At 37.2% G+C, this 19,634-nt stretch carries 23 protein-coding genes; 9 read left to right on the forward strand and 14 right to left on the reverse strand.

Annotated elements, in window-relative coordinates:
- Window positions 1-140 precede the first annotated feature (140 nt).
- The 3 genes from BALOs_RS02605 (at window position 141) to BALOs_RS02615 (ending at window position 2,032) form a co-directional block, all read left to right on the forward strand.
- Complete coding sequence (locus tag BALOs_RS02605; protein WP_115361762.1) at window positions 141-566, forward strand: hypothetical protein; 426 nt, start codon at window positions 141-143, stop codon at window positions 564-566.
- Between the two features lie 210 nt (window positions 567-776).
- Window positions 777-1,247, forward strand: a complete 471-nt coding sequence (locus tag BALOs_RS02610; protein ID WP_115361760.1) for a single-stranded DNA-binding protein — start codon at window positions 777-779, stop codon at window positions 1,245-1,247.
- Window positions 1,248-1,339: 92 nt separating this feature from the next.
- Complete coding sequence (locus BALOs_RS02615; protein WP_120404191.1) at window positions 1,340-2,032, forward strand: ankyrin repeat domain-containing protein; 693 nt, start codon at window positions 1,340-1,342, stop codon at window positions 2,030-2,032.
- A gap of 50 nt (window positions 2,033-2,082) precedes the next feature.
- Here the strand turns inward: BALOs_RS02615 and secG are convergent, their stop codons facing one another.
- Window positions 2,083-2,427, reverse strand: a complete 345-nt coding sequence (gene secG, locus BALOs_RS02620) for a preprotein translocase subunit SecG (protein ID WP_115361756.1) — start codon at window positions 2,425-2,427, stop codon at window positions 2,083-2,085.
- A 130-nt stretch (window positions 2,428-2,557) separates the two neighbouring features.
- Complete coding sequence (locus BALOs_RS02625) at window positions 2,558-3,997, reverse strand: phosphatidylserine/phosphatidylglycerophosphate/cardiolipin synthase family protein (RefSeq protein WP_120404192.1); 1,440 nt, start codon at window positions 3,995-3,997, stop codon at window positions 2,558-2,560.
- A gap of 161 nt (window positions 3,998-4,158) precedes the next feature.
- On the opposite strand from BALOs_RS02625, the gene BALOs_RS02630 reads away from it, so the two are divergent.
- Together BALOs_RS02630 and BALOs_RS02635 are read left to right on the forward strand one after the other, a co-directional pair.
- A complete protein-coding gene (locus BALOs_RS02630) occupies window positions 4,159-5,046 on the forward strand; it encodes an endonuclease/exonuclease/phosphatase family protein (RefSeq protein ID WP_120404193.1) in 888 nt (295 codons plus the stop codon).
- A gap of 90 nt (window positions 5,047-5,136) precedes the next feature.
- On the forward strand, window positions 5,137-6,243 hold the full coding sequence (locus BALOs_RS02635) for a hypothetical protein (protein ID WP_120404194.1): 1,107 nt from the start codon (window positions 5,137-5,139) through the stop codon (window positions 6,241-6,243).
- A 12-nt stretch (window positions 6,244-6,255) separates the two neighbouring features.
- On the opposite strand, the gene tpiA is transcribed toward BALOs_RS02635, so the two are convergent.
- From tpiA to gap, 3 genes are read right to left on the reverse strand one after another with little or no spacing between them, the layout of a single operon-like run.
- Window positions 6,256-6,981, reverse strand: a complete 726-nt coding sequence (gene tpiA, locus BALOs_RS15395; RefSeq protein WP_120404195.1) for a triose-phosphate isomerase — start codon at window positions 6,979-6,981, stop codon at window positions 6,256-6,258.
- Window positions 6,982-7,005: 24 nt separating this feature from the next.
- Window positions 7,006-8,202 (reverse strand): phosphoglycerate kinase, encoded by a 1,197-nt coding sequence (gene pgk / locus BALOs_RS15400; RefSeq protein WP_120404196.1) that lies wholly within the window; start codon window positions 8,200-8,202, stop codon window positions 7,006-7,008.
- A gap of 15 nt (window positions 8,203-8,217) precedes the next feature.
- Window positions 8,218-9,237 (reverse strand): type I glyceraldehyde-3-phosphate dehydrogenase, encoded by a 1,020-nt coding sequence (gap, locus tag BALOs_RS02650; RefSeq protein WP_115361743.1) that lies wholly within the window; start codon window positions 9,235-9,237, stop codon window positions 8,218-8,220.
- 151 nt (window positions 9,238-9,388) lie between these two features.
- Between gap and BALOs_RS02655 the strand changes: the two genes are divergently transcribed.
- Entirely contained in the window at window positions 9,389-10,297 is a 909-nt protein-coding gene (locus BALOs_RS02655; protein ID WP_120404197.1) for a hypothetical protein, read from the forward strand.
- Window positions 10,298-10,345: 48 nt separating this feature from the next.
- Window positions 10,346-11,272 carry a trypsin-like serine protease gene (locus BALOs_RS02660; protein WP_115361739.1) on the forward strand — a complete coding sequence of 309 codons (927 nt, stop codon included), beginning with the start codon at window positions 10,346-10,348 and terminating at the stop codon, window positions 11,270-11,272.
- Here BALOs_RS02660 and BALOs_RS02665 read toward each other — a convergent pair.
- The 6 genes from BALOs_RS02665 to BALOs_RS02690 are packed head-to-tail and all read right to left on the reverse strand — an operon-like array spanning window position 11,252 to window position 16,405.
- Entirely contained in the window at window positions 11,252-12,064 is an 813-nt protein-coding gene (locus tag BALOs_RS02665; protein WP_120404198.1) for a TatD family hydrolase, read from the reverse strand. The genes BALOs_RS02660 and BALOs_RS02665 overlap by 21 nt on opposite strands.
- 2 nt (window positions 12,065-12,066) lie before the next feature.
- A complete protein-coding gene (locus tag BALOs_RS02670; protein WP_115361735.1) occupies window positions 12,067-13,212 on the reverse strand; it encodes a thioredoxin domain-containing protein in 1,146 nt (381 codons plus the stop codon).
- A gap of 3 nt (window positions 13,213-13,215) precedes the next feature.
- Window positions 13,216-13,800 carry a polyphenol oxidase family protein gene (locus tag BALOs_RS02675; protein ID WP_115361733.1) on the reverse strand — a complete coding sequence of 195 codons (585 nt, stop codon included), beginning with the start codon at window positions 13,798-13,800 and terminating at the stop codon, window positions 13,216-13,218.
- Window positions 13,800-14,768 (reverse strand): RluA family pseudouridine synthase, encoded by a 969-nt coding sequence (locus tag BALOs_RS02680; RefSeq protein ID WP_120404199.1) that lies wholly within the window; start codon window positions 14,766-14,768, stop codon window positions 13,800-13,802. The genes BALOs_RS02675 and BALOs_RS02680 overlap by 1 nt, the downstream gene beginning before the upstream one ends.
- 3 nt (window positions 14,769-14,771) lie before the next feature.
- A complete protein-coding gene (locus BALOs_RS02685; RefSeq protein WP_115361729.1) occupies window positions 14,772-15,419 on the reverse strand; it encodes a RodZ family helix-turn-helix domain-containing protein in 648 nt (215 codons plus the stop codon).
- A gap of 2 nt (window positions 15,420-15,421) precedes the next feature.
- Window positions 15,422-16,405: a P-loop NTPase gene (locus tag BALOs_RS02690; protein WP_158536863.1), complete on the reverse strand. Its 984-nt coding sequence runs from the start codon at window positions 16,403-16,405 to the stop codon at window positions 15,422-15,424.
- A gap of 103 nt (window positions 16,406-16,508) precedes the next feature.
- On the opposite strand from BALOs_RS02690, the gene BALOs_RS02695 reads away from it, so the two are divergent.
- Window positions 16,509-17,150, forward strand: a complete 642-nt coding sequence (locus BALOs_RS02695) for a diacylglycerol/polyprenol kinase family protein (protein ID WP_162929504.1) — start codon at window positions 16,509-16,511, stop codon at window positions 17,148-17,150.
- A gap of 10 nt (window positions 17,151-17,160) precedes the next feature.
- Here the strand turns inward: BALOs_RS02695 and BALOs_RS02700 are convergent, their stop codons facing one another.
- On the reverse strand, window positions 17,161-17,847 hold the full coding sequence (locus BALOs_RS02700) for an LON peptidase substrate-binding domain-containing protein (RefSeq protein ID WP_120404201.1): 687 nt from the start codon (window positions 17,845-17,847) through the stop codon (window positions 17,161-17,163).
- A gap of 97 nt (window positions 17,848-17,944) precedes the next feature.
- Between BALOs_RS02700 and BALOs_RS02705 the strand changes: the two genes are divergently transcribed.
- Window positions 17,945-18,847, forward strand: a complete 903-nt coding sequence (locus BALOs_RS02705) for a type I phosphomannose isomerase catalytic subunit (RefSeq protein WP_115361721.1) — start codon at window positions 17,945-17,947, stop codon at window positions 18,845-18,847.
- Window positions 18,848-18,851: 4 nt separating this feature from the next.
- On the opposite strand, the gene BALOs_RS02710 is transcribed toward BALOs_RS02705, so the two are convergent.
- Together BALOs_RS02710 and BALOs_RS02715 are read right to left on the reverse strand one after the other, a co-directional pair.
- Window positions 18,852-19,193, reverse strand: coding sequence for a hypothetical protein (locus tag BALOs_RS02710; protein ID WP_120404202.1), 342 nt, complete (start codon window positions 19,191-19,193; stop codon window positions 18,852-18,854).
- Window positions 19,194-19,310: 117 nt separating this feature from the next.
- Entirely contained in the window at window positions 19,311-19,568 is a 258-nt protein-coding gene (locus BALOs_RS02715; protein WP_115361716.1) for a DUF5522 domain-containing protein, read from the reverse strand.
- Window positions 19,569-19,634: the final 66 nt, after the last annotated feature.

Here is a 19,634-nt window from a genome sequence, read left to right on the forward strand (position 1 = left end):
CCAGGCCTAGGCTTTGTTCGCTCATGGATGAATAAGGACAAGGCCTGGTACCTTTTTTACCTGCTTATAAATGCTCGTTTATATTGGTAAAATGGGGGAGTCGAAGTTTTTAACTTTGTCACTGCTTAGGAGGGCGACCATTGAAGACATTGAATTCTTTTAATCCATTAGAGTCGAGAACTTATAAGTTTAAGAAAGCTCATATTGAATTCTTCTGTCCTCTTTGTCGCACTCAAAGGGCGGTCGTTACCAATCCACATCTAGATGCAAAGAACTATCTACAGATGTTCATGCTGACAGTTGTGACAACTGCAATTCTTTATCCATTCATGAGTTTTGCTGGAGTCTTCTCTTTCTTTCTTTATTGGGCAGGATTTGAAGCAACTCTTCGCTTAACTTTTAAAAAAGAAATTCCATGCCCTCATTGTGGATTTGACGCTTCTTGGTATAAGAAAGATGTTCGCATTGCAAAGGCAAAGGTAAAAGAGTTTTGGCAGACAAAAGGTGGCCATGGAGAAATCTCTCCTGACAATGTTGACCAAGCTTTTGAAGACATGACTCAATAATATTTAGAATCTCCAATTTATTCGATATCTCATTTCGGGCTCTTGACGCAGCCGTAAGTATTTTTTTATTTGCATTAGCATTTATGACTTCTCAGATAGGTGAAAGTCGTATTATTCTAGTAATGTATTTTAACTAATACACAACCTTGCGGTTATAGCTGAATTCTAAAGGATTGTTTCGGTTATACGCGAAGAAATTGGAGGAACAAAATGAGTGTAAACAAGGTTATCTTAGTAGGACGTTTAGGACAAGATCCTGAGCTTAAGTACACGCCATCTGGAATGGCAGTTTGTAATTTCTCACTTGCAACAGGTGAGTCTTGGACAGACAAGAATGGACAAAAACAAGAAAGAACTGAATGGCACAGAGTTGTTGTTTGGGGAAAACTAGCTGAATTATGTGGTCAATACCTAGCAAAAGGTCGCCAAGCTTATCTTGAAGGTCAACTTCAAACAAGATCTTGGGAAGACAAAGATGGTAACAAGAGATACACAACTGAGATCAACGCTAGAACTGTACAATTCCTAGGTGGAAACGCAAGTGCAGGTCAAGGCGCTTCAATGGGTCAGCAAAATAATAACAACTCTTTTAACCAAGAGCCAAAGCAGCAAGATGATATGAACCAAGGTTATGATATCTCATCAAATGCTTCATTCACTGCTGATGACATCCCATTTTAGAAAATTCTAAACATTTTCAATACTTAAGGCCTCCAATCGGAGGCCTTACTATTTTCTAAAGAAATTCTTAATTATTGGCGATAAGTGAGTTGATGAGTCAGTTAAGAATTTTAACATTACTTACTATTTTAGTGTCTTGCGGAAGTCTTGAGCAGTATGGAGACCTACTGCCTTTAAACAAGGCCGAAAGCAATGAGATGCTTTTATCAGAAACTGAAGAAGCAGAGTATCGCTATCTTGCAGACCTTTATGGGCTTTCCGAAGAAGAGCTCAGAATTAAAGATGATAAGCCAAAGAGAGTTGTTCAAACCGAAAAAGATTGGGACCTTGAGCAAGTTAATCTAAATGAAATTGAAAATACTTCATTTATAATCAATGATTATGAAGTTACTTTTGTGGAAGATAAGTTTAAGCATGAGCGTCAGCTTGTTGAGGAAGCTAAGGCATCTGAAGCGAGAAAGTCTCGCGGCATAGCTTCGATTCCAGAAGTAAGCGAAGTTCATAAGAAGAGAAGGCCAGCAAGTCTATTTGCCATGGCCAAAAAATCAACACCAGAGTCGATTCGCTATATTGTGAAGAAGAAAGGTCTTGATGTTAATAAGAAAAATGGTCAAGGGGATACACCTCTTCATATTGCTTTAAAGAATAATCGCTTTGAAAATGTAAGAGCACTTCTACGACTAAAGGCAGATCCAAATATTCCAGATGCTTCAGGTAAGAGCGTTGCTCAATATGCGCAAGAGATGGAATTAAACTCAATTTTAAAATTAATCAATCGCAGATAAAAAAAGCTCCCATCGGGAGCTTTTCTTTTTATATGAATTTCTTTTTGAAATTATTTTGTAGCTGGAGCTTGCTCAGTCTTAGTTTCTTCTGGAGCTGTCGCTGGTGCTTGAGCATCAGAGTTAAGAGGAGCTGCAACTGGCGCTGCTGAATCAAGAAGTGATTTTGTTTCTCCACCTGATTGAATCTTTGCTAGTAGAATACAATTACCTAGGAATAGGATCGTAAGAACAACTGTAACCTTACTTAAGATATTTCCTTGCTGGCTACCTGTGAAAACGGCTTCTGATGCACCACCTAGAAGTCCTGCCTCAGCACCTTTACCAAACTGAAGTAAAACAGTAACGATAAGAAGGATTGAAATAACACCGTGAAAAATCATTAATCCAGTAACCATAATCTATATTCCTTTAAATATTTTAGACAAATTAACAACAATTTATATCAACTCAACTTGGCCATGACAAGTACTGTCTATGACCAAGTGAGTTATGAAATGGTAATTTATTAAAATGAATGAATTTCGACTAGCGAGGGCAACCAGAGAAGACTTGTTTCTCGATATCAAAGAAGTAACAATCTCTTTTACGGTAAGCATCACGGAAGAATGTAGGTGCTGCTTGGTAGACAGCGCTACGAACTTCTTCAATTTCTGGCCAAGTTAGTGACACAGGCATTTTTGTATGAAGATAGATACGCCCATTATATGGTTTTGCTACACGGTCCCAAGCTTCTTTTGTTGGCCTATCGTTTTCGTCACGGTTAAGTCCCCAAAGATTATCAAATTCACCTTTAAAGTCTTCAAAGAGATTTGAGAAAGTTTCTCCAGAGTAAGTGAACATATTGTCATATTGAGAATGCTCAGCAGTTTCAGATATATTATATGATCCACTCATTAATTTTGTCTTAGAGAAATCATCTTCGTTATAATCAAAGATCATATACTTGTGGTGGTTTAAGGCCCAATGCCTTGGAGAAGGAGCATGAGAATAGTACTTAATTCTTACTGGTGGAACCTTACCTTCGTTACCTTCAAGTTCTAACCAATCATTGACAAAATTTGGAACCATCTCTTTTGAGCTTGTTCCACTTTTATATTCCTGGTTATCAGCGACAATCCTTACATCAACTCCACGCTTTACTGCTTCAATTAGAGCATCTGAAACTTCTTCAATGACAAGGTGGTTTACGTTTACAAGAATATTTTCTTGAGCTTCATTAATAAGCTTCAGCATAGCATCGCGAACAAACCACGTTCTCTTTTTATTAACCTTTCTTGAAGAGACACGGTAATAGCGTCCACTTTTGTAGCTCTTTGTTGTCTTGCTGTATTCACTATATTTAAAGTTCATAGAACTTGAAACAAAGCTAGGATTCTCCTGTTCATCAGGATTATTTGTTAGATCAACTAAATCAAGAGCTGGTTGATTCTCTTCCTTTGCATCTTTATTTGTATAAAGATCTTTTGAAGAGTTCCAAAGGAATTTGAATTCACGATTTAATGTTTTGATAACAAGGCGTCCTTCTGGACTTGTGTCATTATTGAAAATAAAGTTTTCAGAATAACGTGACTTGGCTCCACCTGAAAGATTGGCACTTGAGTTGAAGGCCCATACATCATCAACAATAGAAAACTTTTCATGCATATTTTTAACTGAAACTTTTACACCACAACCAGCATCTTCAATTGCCGTTGCGTAATCAATTACTCTCGACTTTCGTCTAAGGGCCGGATGGAGAACGACTTTTACATCAACACCAGAAAGACAAGCGACTTCTAGGTTTTTTGCAACAGTTGAGTCAGACCAACTATAGACTGTTAGCCAAACCTTACTCTTAGAGTTTTCAATGGCCTGATAAATTTGATTAAAGGCTTCTTCACCTTGATGAGGTGAGAAAAGGGCCCAGAAGCTTGTACCTGCAAAGATATTCGAGGCGAAAAGTGCAAGGATAATTAGCTTTTTCATGTATTCTCCCTAATTGGTTTCAGCTTTGTGTATCCTAGCTAATATAAGTTGAGAAGCACTCGAGAATATTTTTCAATAAATAAAATTACATAGACGTAAAATCAGCTACTTACTATTAAAATTATTTTGACCATCGGTAATCTCTTATCTACCATTTTTATATGGGAAAACTTAAGAAAGTATGGCCATGGTTGGCCTGTGCGCTTGTTGGTTTAAATATAGCCGCAAGCAGTTTAAAAATCACGACCTTCAATATTCGTTGGTATGGTCTTGGAGGGGAGATTAGTGGTCACCGTGGTGATGAATATCGCGACCCCTTTATTAAAGAGTTTCTCACAACTAAATATATCAATACTGACATTTTTGTTTTTCAAGAAATTATTGATACGGCCCGCTTAGCAGATCTAATGGATGGGCTTGGTCATCATTGTGTGACATATAATCACGAGCAATTTAATCATCAACATTTAATGATTTGTTTAAAGAAGACTCTCGATATTGTTCCGGTAAAGGGTGATGATGACTATATTTTTCCTCTTATTGAGAACCGTCCCTTCTTAAGGCCTGCGATTTATGGGAAGGTAATTGATCGCTATTCTAAGAAGCCGCTACTTCACTTAGTTGGCCTTCATTTAAAAGCTGGCCCATACAGTACAAATGTTCGTATGCATCAAGTTGAAACACTTATTAAAAGAATAAAAGAGTTTAAAAATGAAAGTATTCCACTTGTTATAGCAGGTGACTTAAACTCGTATCCAACTTATTCGACAGAGCTTGAAAAATCAGACCTTGAGTTAATTGGAAAGCAGCTCGACTCAATTGGACTTTCAAGAAGAACTAGTGATTACGATTGGACTTATCGTTCAAATACCTCAGGTCATTCATTTGATCACGCCTTTGTTTCAAATCGTTTTAACTCTCGCTATGTTGAAGTCTGGCGCACTTGTGGAAAGAGTATCCCAAATGCAAAGAGGCTAGAGAATCTCTCATGGTATAAGAGATTTATTTCAGATCACTGTCCTGTAAGTTTTCGATTAGACCTGAAATAGAGTAGAGGCTTAAAGGTTAAAAAATATTAACAATTGAAATTAAGTTTTCTTAGGCCTGTGCGTTCATATTTTTGTGATAATTTCTTGGCCATGAAAACTATATTAATTTTGTCACTCTCAGTTTTGACGTTTCTTTCTGTCCAGTTTACATATGCTCAGGAAGCAGAACCAAACGTCGTTTTATTAACTTCACTTGAAACCCCAAGAATTTGGTATCGTCCAAAAGATTGGAAAATCGATGGTAAACTAGAAAAAATTTTCAAAAAGCATTTTAGAAGATCTGGTTACAATATCGTCGTAAAACACGCTGTTGACTTTCATCAATTGCGAAGAGAACTTCACAATCCAAATAATATTGCTGTCTTTTGGGCATCTCATGCTGCTGGTACAAATCAGTACACGACGGGCTCAAATAATACGGGAGCAGTTTTAAGTATTAACGGAAAGGATGTTAAGGAGTTATTTAAATCAGTACATCCAAATTTAAGGTTTCTTGGACTTGTTGGTTGCGATGCAGATGGAATCCTTAGAGAAATCTATCGCCAGGGACATTACCGCTACAATCCAAACCTAATGACTCATTCATTTAAAGAAAAGATTGATGCTCGAAAGGGATTAAGGGAATCTCTAAAAGCTTCTGTTGGCTCTCTTGGCTATGCTAAGAAGCGCTTATTCTTCTTAAAAAAGAAGAAAGCTGATCGTTTGATAAACTCGATTCTATTTCGTAGTGACTTCTATGCTTCAGGAGAATACCTGACGGTTAATAAGTACTTTCGATGCGGTAAAGAAGATGGCTTCTATGTAAGCGGAGTGAGAATCTTAGAGAAGGACTCGGCTCCAGTTGCTATTAGAAACAATGAAAGAATTTTAAAAATTCTTCCGGGGGGGAAAGCTGGTGATCGTCAGGAGTTTAATTTCTATCTTCCATATCACCCAGATATTTCACGTCGTGATTTAAAACTACATGTTGATAGCATGATTCATTATTCAGATGATAAGCAATATTTAGGAGAATTTGATTTTAATTCTGAATGGGGAACTGATTGGCGAGTCTTTGCAAAACCTGATGGAGAAATCTTAGGTATAACAAAGAATCTATACTTACCAAGGGGAACAGTTCCAGGGCATGAAGACTTAGTAACTTATGATGAGCTAAGTTGCAATGATTCAGAAGAAATGAAAGTGAGAGTTTACTAAGCTTTTATCTTACTAAACGTGTAATCCTAAGTAGCTGTCTGCTTTTAAGGCAGCACCACCTACAAGGCCTCCATCAATATCTTTACAAGATAGGAGGTCTTCTACATTTGCTGGCTTAACAGATCCACCGTAGAGAATCGATGTTTTCTCTCCATCAAGAGAGAGGTTTTCATTAATATATTGGCGAATAAATGCATGGGCCTCTTGTGCCTGCTCTGGACTAGCAGTTACACCAGTTCCAATTGCCCAAACTGGCTCATATGCAATAATTATTTTTTCGCTCGAAACTCCAGCTAGACCTTGGGCAAGTTGTGTTGCAAGAACTTCTTCAACTTTTCCAGCTTCTCTTTCTTCTAGTGTTTCACCAATGCAGAAGATAACAAATAGGTCATTTTCAAGAGCTAGCTTTGTTTTCTTATTAAGTGTTTGATCATCTTCTTTAAAAATTGAGCGTCTTTCACTGTGGCCAATAATGACAAACTCTGCACCGATATCTTTTAGTGAAGCAGGTGAGATCTCACCTGTAAAAGCTCCACTATTTTCAGTGGCACAATTTTGAGCACCAATTTTGAAGTCATCTGTATTTTGAAGGCAAATAGGGATGTGGATTGCTTGTGGAGCAATCCATGCTTCGTGACGAAGTTTAGTGCTGTCGATGGCATCAAAGAAGGCGATAACGTCTTCTGTATTTTGATTCATCTTCCAGTTTCCTACGATATACTTCGTTCTCTCAGTCATATTTCATCCCTTATTATTTCTTAGTTATTCAACACCAAATTTTAGAGCACTAATTCCTGGAAGGCTACCTTTCTCAATAAACTCAAGAGAAGCTCCGCCACCAGTTGAAACATGGCTCATCTTATCAGCAAGTCCTGACTTATTAACTGCGCTTACAGAATCACCACCGCCAACTAGTGTGTAGGCATCTGATTCACTTAAAGCTTTTGCAATGGAAAGTGTTCCACCAGCATAGTCTTCATTTTCGAAAATACCCATTGGACCATTCCAAAGAATTGTCTTAGCACCTGAAAGTATTTGTGAATATTTAGCTGAAGTTTGCTCTCCGATATCAAGTCCCATAAGATCGTTTGGAATACCAACTTTATCGATTACTTGTGGCTTCCCACCAAATTCAGTTGATCCTAAATGGTCAATTGGTAGAACGATTTTATGTGCTGTTTTTTGTGACAGAATCTTCTTTGCTAGTCTTACGTCTTCATCTGAACAAAGAGATATACCTACTTCATTTCCTTTTGCTTTTAGGAAAGGGTAGGCCATGGCCCCACCAATAAGAAGATTTGATACGTTAGAAAGTAGTCTTTCAATAATTTTAATCTTGTCACTAACTTTTGCACCACCAACGACTGCTACAAAAGGAGTCTCTGGTCTTTCTGTGATCTTTGTTAGGGCCTCGATTTCTTTTTTCATAAGAAGTCCTGCATATGCACGATTCTTAAAGAAAGCATTTATTCCATAAGTTGAAGCGTGTTTTCTGTGAGCAGCACCAAAGGCATCATTGACATAGACATCTGCATATTCAGAAAGTTTACGTGCAAACTCACGGTCATTTTCAGTTTCTTCTTTATGGAAACGTAGGTTCTCAAGAAGAATAATCTTATTTGAATTAAGACTAAGTAGAGTTTTAATTCCGCGATCTAGGCAAGACTCAGTAAGAGTTACTTCTTCTCCGAGCTTATCAGCAAGGTAAGTTGCAACAGGCTCAAGAGAGAATTCTTCATTTCTTTCACCTTTTGGACGGCCTAGGTGAGACATCATAATTAATTTTGAAGCACCTTTTTCTAGGATGACCTTAATTGTTTCAAGAGCATAATCAATTCGAGTTGAATCAGTAATCTCTTTCGTTTCTTTATTCAATGGAACATTGAAGTCAAAACGGACTAGAACTCTTTTGTCTTTTATTTGTGACTCATCAATGCTGTCAATAAATTGTAATGCCATAGTTTTTCCTAATTCTTAAAGTTGGCTTCCGATGAAATTTGCAAGGTCGATAACACGATTAGAGAAACCAGCTTCGTTGTCATACCAAGTAACAACCTTAACGCTCTTTCCATCAATAACTTTCGTTAGTGAAGCATCAACACATGAAGACTCTCTCATTCCCATATAGTCTACTGATACAAGTGGGTCTGTTTCAAAACCTAGGATACCTTTCATTGAAGTTTCACTCGCTTCTTTTAGAGCAGCGTTTACTTCTTCTTCTGTCACTTCTGATTCTAGATTTACTGTTAAATCAACAAGAGAAACATTTGGAGTTGGAACGCGGATTGCGAAACCGTCTAATTTTCCTTTTAGTTCTGGAATAACAAGACCAACAGCTTTTGCTGCACCTGTTGTTGTTGGAATCATTGAAACAGCTGCTGCACGTGCACGACGAAGGTCAGAGTGTGAAGCATCAAGAATATTTTGATCCCCAGTATATGAGTGAACAGTAGTCATGTGACCATTGATGACACTAAATTTATCGTTAAGAACTTTTGCTACTGGCGATAAGCAATTCGTTGTACAAGAAGCATTTGAAACAACTGTGTGCTTTTCTGGATCGTATGTATTCTCATTGATACCCATTACGATTGTGTTATCAACATCCTTACCTGGACAACATAGGATTACTTTTTTTACAGATCCAGTAACATGTTTCATTAGAGACTTTTGATCCTTAAAAACACCTGTAGCATCAATTACGATATCAACTTTGTCTTGAGTCCAAGGAATCTCACTTGGGTCTCTATATTTGTGAAAAGAAATTTCTTTTCCATTAACATGCATTTTATGTGCTTCATCGACACTTACTTCACCATCAAATCGACCAAAAACTGAGTCGTACTTAATTAAGTGAACGTAGTCGTTGATATCACCTGGAGAATTTACAGCAACGATTTCTAAGTTTTCAATGTTGCGATTAAAAATTTCTCTTAGAACTGTACGACCAATACGGCCCATACCATTGATACCAATTCTGATTTTTCCAGACATACCTGACTCCTGTACTTAATTATTAAAATAAAATTCCCCTGTAATATGCCACAATCAGGAGGGATTGCCTACTGAAAGCACATATTTCTAAGGATATGCGACGTTTTTGCTCACTGCCCAATAAAGTGGTGAGCGCTGTATAATTTTACTAATGCAGACCAATAATCAAAGCACATCAAAACTTATTCACTATAAATCCAAAGCGGATTACGACAAGGGTGTTAAGAACGTCGTCAAAGAAAAGGCTCCTGAGTTAAAAAAGGCCGCTAAGGAAGTGGCAAAGAAAGTAGGTGATATTGCTGAAACTGCTGCTAAGGCATCGATATCTGAGGATGCTGTTGCGTTGGCCTCGGCCGGAAAGAAGCTGGCCGTGGATGCTGTGGCGACGATTGCAAAGTCAGCAGCTGGTGCTCCAGTGAGTAATGGACCTAGTGAGGCCCAAGAACTTAAAGATGCTTTAGATGAAAAATTACCAATAAATAAGCCTGCTATCTATTTCCTAGAAGGGCTTCACCTTTCAACATTGAATTCAAAAGGTGGACTTGAGGATATCGCTAAGTCCTTTTCTGATTCTGAATTTGTTAGTTGGCAAGATGAAGATCAAGTCTTTGAGGAGATTATGAGACGAGGTGATAATGAGCCTATTGTCTTAGTTGGTCACTCACTTGGTGGAGATGCTGTTGTTAATTTAGCAAATCGCCTAAATAGTATTGAAGGTGGATTTCGAAAAGTTGATCTACTCGTGACTCTCGATTCTATAGGCTTTGATAATGATATCATTCCAAATAATGTTGATAAGAATTTAAACTATATCCTTGATCGCTCATTTATTTTTAACGATGGCCCAAATGTCGCGCGTGATCACCAAAAAACTGATGTTGTTAATATTCTTAGGTCAGAAGGCCATACAGAAATTGATGAGGCCAGTGATGTGCACCGTGAGATCTATCAGGAAATCACATCGATTCTAGATCAAAATTTCATGAATAAGAGAAAACGGGAACTTATCTCATTATTTCAAGTATTTCGCTCTCCAGATGTGACTAAAGTCACAACATAACTCTTTTAATATCATAGCTTTTTACTCGGCCATATGCTATGAAGTGTCATGCTTATTCGCGTCGTTTTAACATATCTTATTTTTACTGCATCTAGCTTTGCCATTGTTGGTGGAGAGCTAGTTGGTGCAAAAGACTATGAAAGTGTAGTGGCTCTCGTTAGAAGAGGAAAAGCATTCTGTACTGGAGTAGCACTTTCTCAAAATCATATCCTTACAGCAGCTCATTGTTTAGAGAGTAAAAAGGCCCATACGATTAAGGTGTATACGGGGGCCGGTAAAGATTTATCTAATACAAGAGATTATAAATTAAATGCACAATACTCAGTTAAAAAAGCGTTTATCCATCCTTCTGTAAAATTTCAATTTCCAGGTGGCCCAATTGAAAACCTAGCAGATGTGCGAACTGTAGACCTTGCTATCTTAGAACTTTGGAACCCACTTAGAATTCCTCGCTACTACTCGTTGCTTACAAATCCTGTGGATGTTTATAATTATCTTCGTCCTGGAAATTTAACAACAGCTGTTGGTTATGGATACACTGGAGAGTTGGGATTTCTTCCTTATGAAGAAATACATGATGATGTTAGCTACGGACAAAAGAGAAAGGCGCAAATTCCAGTATACGGAACTTCATTTAATTATTTAGATATGAGAAATAAAGAAACGGATACTTGCTATGTTGATAGTGGGGGACCAATCTTTGTTGATGTAAACGGTAAAAGAAAGATTGCTGCCATCGTATCGGCTTCTCTCGGCTTTTGTGCTGAAGGAAAGTATGCCACCTTATATGCATTAACTTATCATGCCGCATGTTGGATAAATGATGTAGCCGGTGTTGAGGATGAGTTTACTGATTCTTTATGTGACAGAGAGTATCGTATCGAAAGTAAGTGCTTCCATTTAAAAGATGAGGATGAAATTCTTCGTTGTGCAAATGGAATTTCAAATGATTTCTTAAGTCAATTTATAGAATAATTCTTTGGCATTCTTATTTGCAATTTCAATTAATTCTTGAGCATCTATGTCTTTGTGTTTTGCAATGTAGTCAGCAACACAAGGTAAGTAGAATGGAGCATTCTCTCGTCCTCTAAATGGGACAGGAGTTAAATAAGGAGAGTCTGTTTCAAGAAGAAGTTTCTCTAGTGGAACAATATCTAGAACATCTCTAACATTCTGAGCGTTCTTAAAAGTTACAATACCATTAAATCCAATGTTAAAACCTTCTGAGAGACAAAACTCAGCTAATTCTTTACTCGACGTAAAGGAGTGAATTACGCCCTTTCTTTTCAAGGTTTGAGAAAAGTTTTTTAAAATGGCCTTCGTGTCTTCATCTGCTTCACGAGTATGAATAACAACTGGCATGTCACTATCAACAGCAATTTGTAATTGTTTTTCAAATGCTTCTTTTTGAATTTTGGGATCTGAGAATTCGTAGTAGTAATCAAGTCCAATTTCACCAACTGCAACGATTTTCTCATGGGAGATATTTGCTTTTATTTCTTCGTATGTATCAGGTGTAATCTCTTTGGCCTCGTGTGGGTGGATCCCTTGAGTTCCAAAGACAATATTATTCTTTGTTAATTCTCTGACCTTACTTAAGTTGTTAGGAGAAACAGCAATCGTCACAATTTGGTCAACACCATATTCTTGGCACTTTTCTAATGTATCAATTAACTCTTGGCCTTTAAGGTAGTCGAGATGACAGTGGGTCTCAATTGGACCCACTGTATATTTAGGAATAATTTTTTCTTTTTTCTTTTTACTCATACTTAGTTTTTAGCTTTCTCTAAAAGGTGATCCATGATCGCAGTGTAGTCACTTAAAGGTCTAACACCTTCAATCTTTACACCATTAATTAACTGAGTTGGAGTTGATTGTACATTGAAAGTATTGGCCTGATTGATCATATCAACAACAAGCTGCTTAGTTTCAGGCTTTGCCATACATTCAGTAACACCAAGCTCTTTTGCTCTTTCATCAATCCATGTTTGAGAAAGGTTTTGTTGATTTTCAAAAATCTCATCATGAACTGACTTAAACTTCTCTTCTCCTGAACAACTTGCTAGGTAAGCAGCCTGACATGCTAATTGGTGAAGTGGTCCTTGCATTCCATCGTTACAGTTGTGGTCAAGTGGGTAGAAGAAGTATTGAATATTGATCTTACCGTGATACTTCTCTTCAATCTTAGGCAGTACTAGGTTTAGAGCGTTACATGCTGGACATTGAAAGTCTGAAAATACAGATAATTGAATAGGTGCATCTTCAAATTTTTCAGTTGCTGAAGCTAGGCGATATGGAGAAGGGTTCGTTGGATTTCCCATACTCTTTAGCGCTTTAAACATTGTTACAATTTGAGCACTTCTTGCTGAAGACTTCTTTGTTTTTGAGCTAGTAAAGCTATAAGCAATAGCACCACTAATAACCATACATAGAATAGCTATTCCAAAGAATTTCACATCAAAGTCACGAGAAGCATCGTTCTTATACATCATATAGAGAGCTGTCCATGAGGCGATATAGTAGAGTGTACAGAATGGACATAAAGTTCCAAGCATTACAAGAGAGTAGATGAAGAGAACGAGGCAACCAATTCCATTAAGTAGAAGAAGAATGAAGAGTCCACCTTCTGCTTGCTTCTTATTAACCATGTAAAAGAACATAATCATGGCACCGATAATGATACCGAATATTGAAATTGGAACTCCTGCAATATTTGAAAGAGGAGAAAGAGTCGCAGCATCACAAGTTAAGAATGAATTGATATTACAAGCTGATGCGGCCCCAAAACCTGTTGGGAATTTTACTTGGTAGAAGTGGTTTGTCAGATAGATTGATAAGACAAACATAACAAGACCCGTTACAAAGAATAGGATCTTTTTATTAAAGCTTAATTTGTTTAAAAAACTGTCATTCATATTTTAATTCCTTTTTAAAATATTGTAATTTCTCTTAGTTGTTTGATTTCTTCTAAAACTATTATAGTTGAGATTTGCAAATGTGCATATATTGGCACAAATGACTTGAGCACTCATAAAGTTTTTTCTAATTTGATCCTCGACTTCTTGCTGCATATCAAAGCACAGCCTGCCTTCTATCACCTTAAAGGCATTTGAATTAGGAAAGTTTTGTTTAAATTCTTCACTAACTTCGTAATTCTTAGCACTTATATGAGGGCCAATGAGAAAAGTATGTGGCCTAAGTGCCTTGATTTCATCACTGATAACGATACCTTGGGCCAGCCCACGCCATCCGGCATGAAGATTTGCTACTCCCAACTCACCAATAACGACAATAGGAAGACAGTCGGCAGTTTTAATGGCCAAAGGAGTTACTAAGGTGAGTGAACTAATGAGGCCATCTGCTTCGATTTCTTCATTTGTTGGTGATTTTGCGATGACCGAAGAGTGAATCTGCTTTACTTCATCAAATTCAAATTCAGGTCTATCGTCATAGGTTTCAAAGAGATATTCACCGATTTGTTTTTGATAAAGTCGATTGGTCATTATGATTCAGACTCCAAAAAATCCAGCACTTCTTGGAAGACTGGAGGTGGTGGCTCTTCAAAGTAGAGCTTCTCTTTTGTGATTGGATGTACAAAGCCTAAGATTTTTGCGTGGAGGAATGGATGCTCGTAATCCTTAATAATTGCTCTAAGACGAGTATCAACTTTCTTTAAGTCGTTCTTTGGTACCCCATAAAGAGGGTCCATTAGAATATGACCGTTTAAAAGCTGACTTAAGTGAACGCGGATTTGATGTGTGCGTCCAGTTTCAAGCTTTAATTCCACATGACTTAGATTTTGGTAATATTTTAGTACTTTAAAATTTGTTACGGCCTTTTTTCCATTGCGAACATCAACGGCCATCTTAAGGCGATTATTAGGATGGCGACCGATTGTTGATTCAAGCCTTCCTTCTGGCGGAAGCTTCGCACTTATACTGATTGCCTCATAGTAGCGATCGATATCATGGGCCTGAAATAAATTAACCAGTCCTTCATGACACTTTTGTGTCTTTGCTACAACCATTACACCGCTTGTTCCCTTATCGAGACGATGAACGATTCCTGGGCGTTTTTCATCGCCGACACCTTGAATATCTTTGCAATGGTGGAGGATCGCATTAACAAGAGTTCCTGTATAATTTCCTGGGGCAGGGTGGGTAACCATTCCAACAGGTTTTACAACGATTGCCAGATGCTCATCTTCAAAGAGAATCTTTAATGGAATATCTTCTGCTTTTGCAGTTGATTCTCGAGGAGGTGGAACGTCTACATGAACTTGTGTTCCAACAGGAGGCATCTTCTTTAACTCAATCTTTGTTTCAGATGTAATAGCGCCTTTCTTATATAGTTCTTTAAGAAAGCTTCTTGATTGCTCTAATTTTGATGCGAGAACTTGATCGAGACGACTAAACTCATCATGGTCTTCTTGTGTAACAGTTATAACAAAAGAATTGGCCTGATCACTCATAGATTACTTTGCTTCTTTGAGGGCCTTAATTCTTTGCAGATAAGAGTTGGCAACAAGGTCTGGGTTTAATTTTAAAACCTTAGCGTATTGATAAACAAATCCTCTGACATAGACTATCGCTGGCATTTTTTCAACATCTTCATTTTCAATATATTGAAGGTAAGTTTTAGAAATCTTAGTCATATCTGCAAGACGAGCAATATCAACTTTCTTGTATTCTCTAACTCTTTTTAAGAATTCGCCGGTATATTCAGAACATTGCTCAATTTCTTTTTCAAATTCTGTATCTTGCTCGTATTCAAGACCGTAGCGCTTCTTTGCCACAAGCTTATTCATCTGACTCATGACCTGACTTTCGGTCTCTTTTTCTTCTTTTGGCTTTGATGTGGCCATGAAGTTTGTTTCATCTTCCACAACAATTCCTCGAGCTTGATTATATTTCTTTCTCTTTGTTGGATTACTTAGAATATTATAAGCCTCTTCGATAAGCTCAAGAACCTTATGGGCCTCTTCTTCAGATAGAAGTGAATAGAGAGCAATACTGTCTCCACTATAAGCAGTTTTAGCGGTTGTGTAGGCTTTGAAAATCTCATCTGCTGAAGCATTTGGTGCTACTTCTAATACTTCATAGTAATTCTTTTCAGTTGTCATTTTTATACCATCTTCTTTGTCAGGTTAAGAATACGATTGATTACATGCTCAAAATTCTTAACAAGTGATGAGTTCGGGAACTCAAGTATAAGTGGCTTTTTCTTCTTAACACTTTGCCATACAGTCGCATCGTATTCAAGGAAGCCAACGTAATCTAAATTAATACCAAAATATTTTTTTGAGATAATTCTCATGGCAAACCCAATATCAATGTCTGCTTGGGTTCTAGCTTGGTTAATTATGAGCTTTGGAGTGATACTTTCTATCTCTCTTTTTAGCTTTAGGCCTTGTTGCTCATTGATTTGCATGGCCTTTTCTATAATCTCTGATGGCTTGCGATTTTCGCCAACTTTTCCATTCATTACCTTATCAATCAATGGACCAAGCTCTAAGAAGTCATCAACTGATTGAAGTTTTCTATGGTAAATAGATTTTATAAAACGATAAGTATTCTCAATTGAAGTTGGCTCTGGCAGAGTCACAAGAATTCCTTCATCGGCCCCTAAGAAGAAGTCGAGAGTATTATTTGTCGTTCCAGCTCCAAGATCCAGTAGAATATAGTCTGCATCAAGTTCACGCAGGTCGTTAAGAACCTTTGACTTATGAGCGGCCTTTAGATTTGCCATACCAAGATTATCTTGTGCTCCACTGATTAGGCTTAAGTTTTCTAATGGAGTCGGTGTGATTAAATCAGATAATTTTGTATTTGGTTTTGTGAAATAGTCACTAAGAGTTTTGGATGGAACACTGACACCAAGGCAAGTGTGGAGGTTTGCTCCTCCGAGATCCATATCAATGGCAATGACTTTCATCCCCATTAGTGCAAGGCAAATTGAAAGGTTTGACGTCACAAGACTTTTACCTACGCCACCTTTACCACCACCAATGGCCCAAATCTTCTTTCCGTTATTTGATGCACCTAAGTACTTACCAGCATCTGCTAGGTGAGAATTAGAATTATTATGTGTATTATTTAAGTTGTTCAAAATACATCCTTGTATCGCTACTTAAGTTTTCTTCATTATAGCCAAAATTAAAAAGCCTCGAAAAGGTCTTTATTTTATTTTTCTAAAATTATATATTTAATGAATGGAAAGTATTTATCGGTTCCCAAGTAAGTTTGAACCACATATATTAAGAAAATTAGTCCACATCATTTCAGGACTAGGAATAGTCCTTATTTATCTTCTGACAAATATTGATTCTCTTTTATTTTCTTATATTGTTTTGGGAGCAAGTGCTCTTTTCACTTTGATCGAAATATTGCGTCTGAAATTTGACGGTCTTAATCAGGTATTTGTGAATGCATGTCGCAGTGTTTTAAGAGATTCTGAAGTTAACGGCTTTACTGGAACACCACTATTTCTGTTGGGAATAGGTCTTTCATTTCTTGCTTTTGATGAACAGATTGCTTTATTGGCAACGATTATTCTTTCTCTAGCTGATCCTGCCTCTTCATTTGTAGGAATACGTTATGGAAAGAGAAAGGTTTTAGAAGATCGTACATTTGAGGGATCGTATGCGTGTTTTATTATGACGTTCTTAGTTGTGGCAACATATGGGATGCTCTATTTTCCTCTAAGTCTAAAAATTGTCATCTTTGCTTTCTTTACGGGAGTAGCTACCGCTTTTATTGAATTACTTTCAACTAAGATCGATGATAATTTTACTCTCTCATTCTTTACAGCAAGTGCGATGGCCTTATTAAATATTCTTTTAGTTCTAGTTTAAGAAAGATAATTTAATTTGCCTGTTTGAGTTGAAGTTTTTCACTAATAAATTCTTTATATGCTTGGGCCACGATAGGATCTTCTTGAAAGCTGTGCTCATCAGTAATTAATGAATTTAGGATTTTGATCTGATCATTAATGCTTTTTTGTTCAAGTAACATCTGCCTGAGAATTCGACTTTTTATTATAAACGTTGAAACGTAGTTAATGATTTGGTGTGGGGTTTTAAGAGTCTCAATAAAGTGGTCGCGGTCTCGATCATCAGTGATATTAACATCAAGCCAGCTAAAGAGAATATTTTCAAGGCGATAAAAGTCGTCAATATTTCCCATAATAGAATGCTCATCCTCTAATACCGTTACATTGTAGACAGGGTAGGGACTAGATTGGGTGGGATAATTAACTTGGCACTTTCCCGTACATCGCATTAATACTTTTAAGGTATTACCATCGACTCTCTCAATCATAAGAGGTTTTCCGTAACCTAGAATTTCACAAGGATAAGAGAAGTATGTTTCAAAATCCTTCTCCATTGCAAGGGAGATTCCAATCGGATTTCCAGCACAAGTTGCCTCTTCAAATATATCCTGAAAGATTTCATCTACAACATATAGAGGAAGGGATGTCCCCGGAAAAAACACAATATTGGGAAGAGTTATAATTGGAATTTCCATACGGTTTGAGTGCTTTTTTGCCATGATTTATCATATCGACAAAAAGTCTGACGCGTATATTTAAACCTTATTAATAAAGGTAAAGCTAGCATAGTTAAGGTAGTGTTGGTAGGATATCTATATGATTTTAAAGCAGCTTCCACATTTAGTGACCACTGTTTGGGGTGGTGAAAAGTTAAAAAAGTTTAAGCTTCAAGAAGGCGAGTCCTTTGATGGCCCATTAGGTGAGACTTGGGAAGTCTCGACTCTTGAAAATGGTCTTTCTCATTGTGAATCAGGTCGTAGTTTAAAAGATGATCTGGAAGGCAAAGAATTAACTTATCTTATTAAATTTATCGACACTGCTCAGAATTTATCTATTCAAGTACATCCCGATAATGAATATGCTCACATCCATGAAGATGCTCTAGGAAAAGATGAGTGTTGGTATATCTTAGAGGCACAAGATGATGCTGGGATTTATCTCGGCTTAAAAGACGGTGTCACTAAAGAAAGATTACAAACGGCCATCGAAAATAATGAAGACGTTAATGAACTTTTAAATTTTCATAACGTTAGAAAAGGTGACTTCTTTAATATTCCTGCTGGATCAATCCATGCTATTGGAAGTGGTGTAACTCTTGTTGAGGTTCAACAAAACTCTGGAGTCACTTATCGAGTGTGGGATTGGAATCGAGTAGGACTTGATGGAAATCCAAGAGAGCTTCATGTGAAAAAGGCCATGGATGTTATTAATTTTGAACTTGAAAAGAATATCCCAGAGCACTTCCAATATAAAAACCTAGAGGAAAGTGGACTACTTACAAGTAATAAATATTTTAATGCCCGTTTAAAAATCTTAAAGGCCAATGATGAAAGTGTTCTTTCATTAAATGGAATTAGTTCTGTTGTGGTTTTAGATGGAGAGTGTGAGATCGATGGAACCTCATTGTCAAAATATCAGACTGCCGTATTAAAAGATATTGAGTCTGCCATCTTGAAGGCAACGACAGACTCACAAGTATTAGTTGTTAAGCAGGTTTAATCTTTTATAAAGCCTCACAATTTAGTGGATAAGTTACCTCGTGACCTTTATCAGTTCTAATTGAAATATAAGTATTCATTTCGTTTGAATCAGTAATGTCATCAAAGTGAATTTGAAACTTCTGACCACCCATCGAGTAGTGATTCGTAACAGAGTTTCCAACCTTGCTAGTGCGACCAGTAATTGATTGGGCCGGCATACGACCTTCAGTCTTAATAAGGTTGTTCTTAATTTGAAATTCAATATTCTTGCGTTTTGAAGAACACTTAAAGTTAATCTCTGGCTTTGCTGCCATTGTAGACTGAGCTAGAATTAGTGTAAGTGCGAGAATGCTTAGTAATTTCATTTTTCCTCCAAGTTTTAAACACTATTTATAATGCACAGAGGATGCCAAGATGAATGTCTATAATTTCAAATGTTTAGCTAGGTGAGTTTGTGATTTTTTCAGACATCTGTCTAAAGTTTATTCAGCTTCTTCAATTTTTTCGATGCTATTTAGATAGTATTCGGCCATCTCTTCATCTGAGACTTCTGTGATCTCTGTCTGGCGACGAAGCTCGTGAGGGACGTCACTTTTAGCGCTATCATGCTTGTCATTAAAACCATAAGGGCAGTGAAGGCAGCCACTTTCACAGCAGTAGCCACGACGTAAGTGAAACTCTTCAGTAAAGACAGTGTTTCCGTCTTTATTTATATAGAAATCTTTCTTTCCGTCATTCATAGGCTTGGTTTAAAGATAAGGCCCCTAATTCAGGGGGCCTAATGTGTGTGTGGTGTTTTGCAAAAC

Source organism: Halobacteriovorax sp. BALOs_7, from assembly GCF_003612895.1.
GTDB lineage: Bacteria > Bdellovibrionota > Bacteriovoracia > Bacteriovoracales > Bacteriovoracaceae > Halobacteriovorax_A > Halobacteriovorax_A vibrionivorans.

What these genes read in the sequence shown, in the direction of transcription:
- BALOs_RS02610 (WP_115361760.1), top strand. Translation starts at nt 777, where the DNA reads ATGAGTGTAAACAAGGTTATCTTAGTAGGACGTTTAGGACAAGATCCT.
- BALOs_RS02615 (WP_120404191.1), top strand. Translation starts at nt 1,340, where the DNA reads ATGAGTCAGTTAAGAATTTTAACATTACTTACTATTTTAGTGTCTTGC.
- secG (WP_115361756.1), bottom strand. Translation starts at nt 2,427, where the DNA reads ATGGTTACTGGATTAATGATTTTTCACGGTGTTATTTCAATCCTTCTT.
- BALOs_RS02625 (WP_120404192.1), bottom strand. Translation starts at nt 3,997, where the DNA reads ATGAAAAAGCTAATTATCCTTGCACTTTTCGCCTCGAATATCTTTGCA.
- BALOs_RS02630 (WP_120404193.1), top strand. Translation starts at nt 4,159, where the DNA reads ATGGGAAAACTTAAGAAAGTATGGCCATGGTTGGCCTGTGCGCTTGTT.
- BALOs_RS02635 (WP_120404194.1), top strand. Translation starts at nt 5,137, where the DNA reads ATGAAAACTATATTAATTTTGTCACTCTCAGTTTTGACGTTTCTTTCT.
- tpiA (WP_120404195.1), bottom strand. Translation starts at nt 6,981, where the DNA reads ATGACTGAGAGAACGAAGTATATCGTAGGAAACTGGAAGATGAATCAA.
- pgk (WP_120404196.1), bottom strand. Translation starts at nt 8,202, where the DNA reads ATGGCATTACAATTTATTGACAGCATTGATGAGTCACAAATAAAAGAC.
- gap (WP_115361743.1), bottom strand. Translation starts at nt 9,237, where the DNA reads ATGTCTGGAAAAATCAGAATTGGTATCAATGGTATGGGCCGTATTGGT.
- BALOs_RS02655 (WP_120404197.1), top strand. Translation starts at nt 9,389, where the DNA reads ATGCAGACCAATAATCAAAGCACATCAAAACTTATTCACTATAAATCC.
- BALOs_RS02660 (WP_115361739.1), top strand. Translation starts at nt 10,346, where the DNA reads ATGCTTATTCGCGTCGTTTTAACATATCTTATTTTTACTGCATCTAGC.
- BALOs_RS02665 (WP_120404198.1), bottom strand. Translation starts at nt 12,064, where the DNA reads ATGAGTAAAAAGAAAAAAGAAAAAATTATTCCTAAATATACAGTGGGT.
- BALOs_RS02670 (WP_115361735.1), bottom strand. Translation starts at nt 13,212, where the DNA reads ATGAATGACAGTTTTTTAAACAAATTAAGCTTTAATAAAAAGATCCTA.
- BALOs_RS02675 (WP_115361733.1), bottom strand. Translation starts at nt 13,800, where the DNA reads ATGACCAATCGACTTTATCAAAAACAAATCGGTGAATATCTCTTTGAA.
- BALOs_RS02680 (WP_120404199.1), bottom strand. Translation starts at nt 14,768, where the DNA reads ATGAGTGATCAGGCCAATTCTTTTGTTATAACTGTTACACAAGAAGAC.
- BALOs_RS02685 (WP_115361729.1), bottom strand. Translation starts at nt 15,419, where the DNA reads ATGACAACTGAAAAGAATTACTATGAAGTATTAGAAGTAGCACCAAAT.
- BALOs_RS02695 (WP_162929504.1), top strand. Translation starts at nt 16,509, where the DNA reads ATGGAAAGTATTTATCGGTTCCCAAGTAAGTTTGAACCACATATATTA.
- BALOs_RS02700 (WP_120404201.1), bottom strand. Translation starts at nt 17,847, where the DNA reads ATGGCAAAAAAGCACTCAAACCGTATGGAAATTCCAATTATAACTCTT.
- BALOs_RS02705 (WP_115361721.1), top strand. Translation starts at nt 17,945, where the DNA reads ATGATTTTAAAGCAGCTTCCACATTTAGTGACCACTGTTTGGGGTGGT.
- BALOs_RS02710 (WP_120404202.1), bottom strand. Translation starts at nt 19,193, where the DNA reads ATGAAATTACTAAGCATTCTCGCACTTACACTAATTCTAGCTCAGTCT.
- BALOs_RS02715 (WP_115361716.1), bottom strand. Translation starts at nt 19,568, where the DNA reads ATGAATGACGGAAAGAAAGATTTCTATATAAATAAAGACGGAAACACT.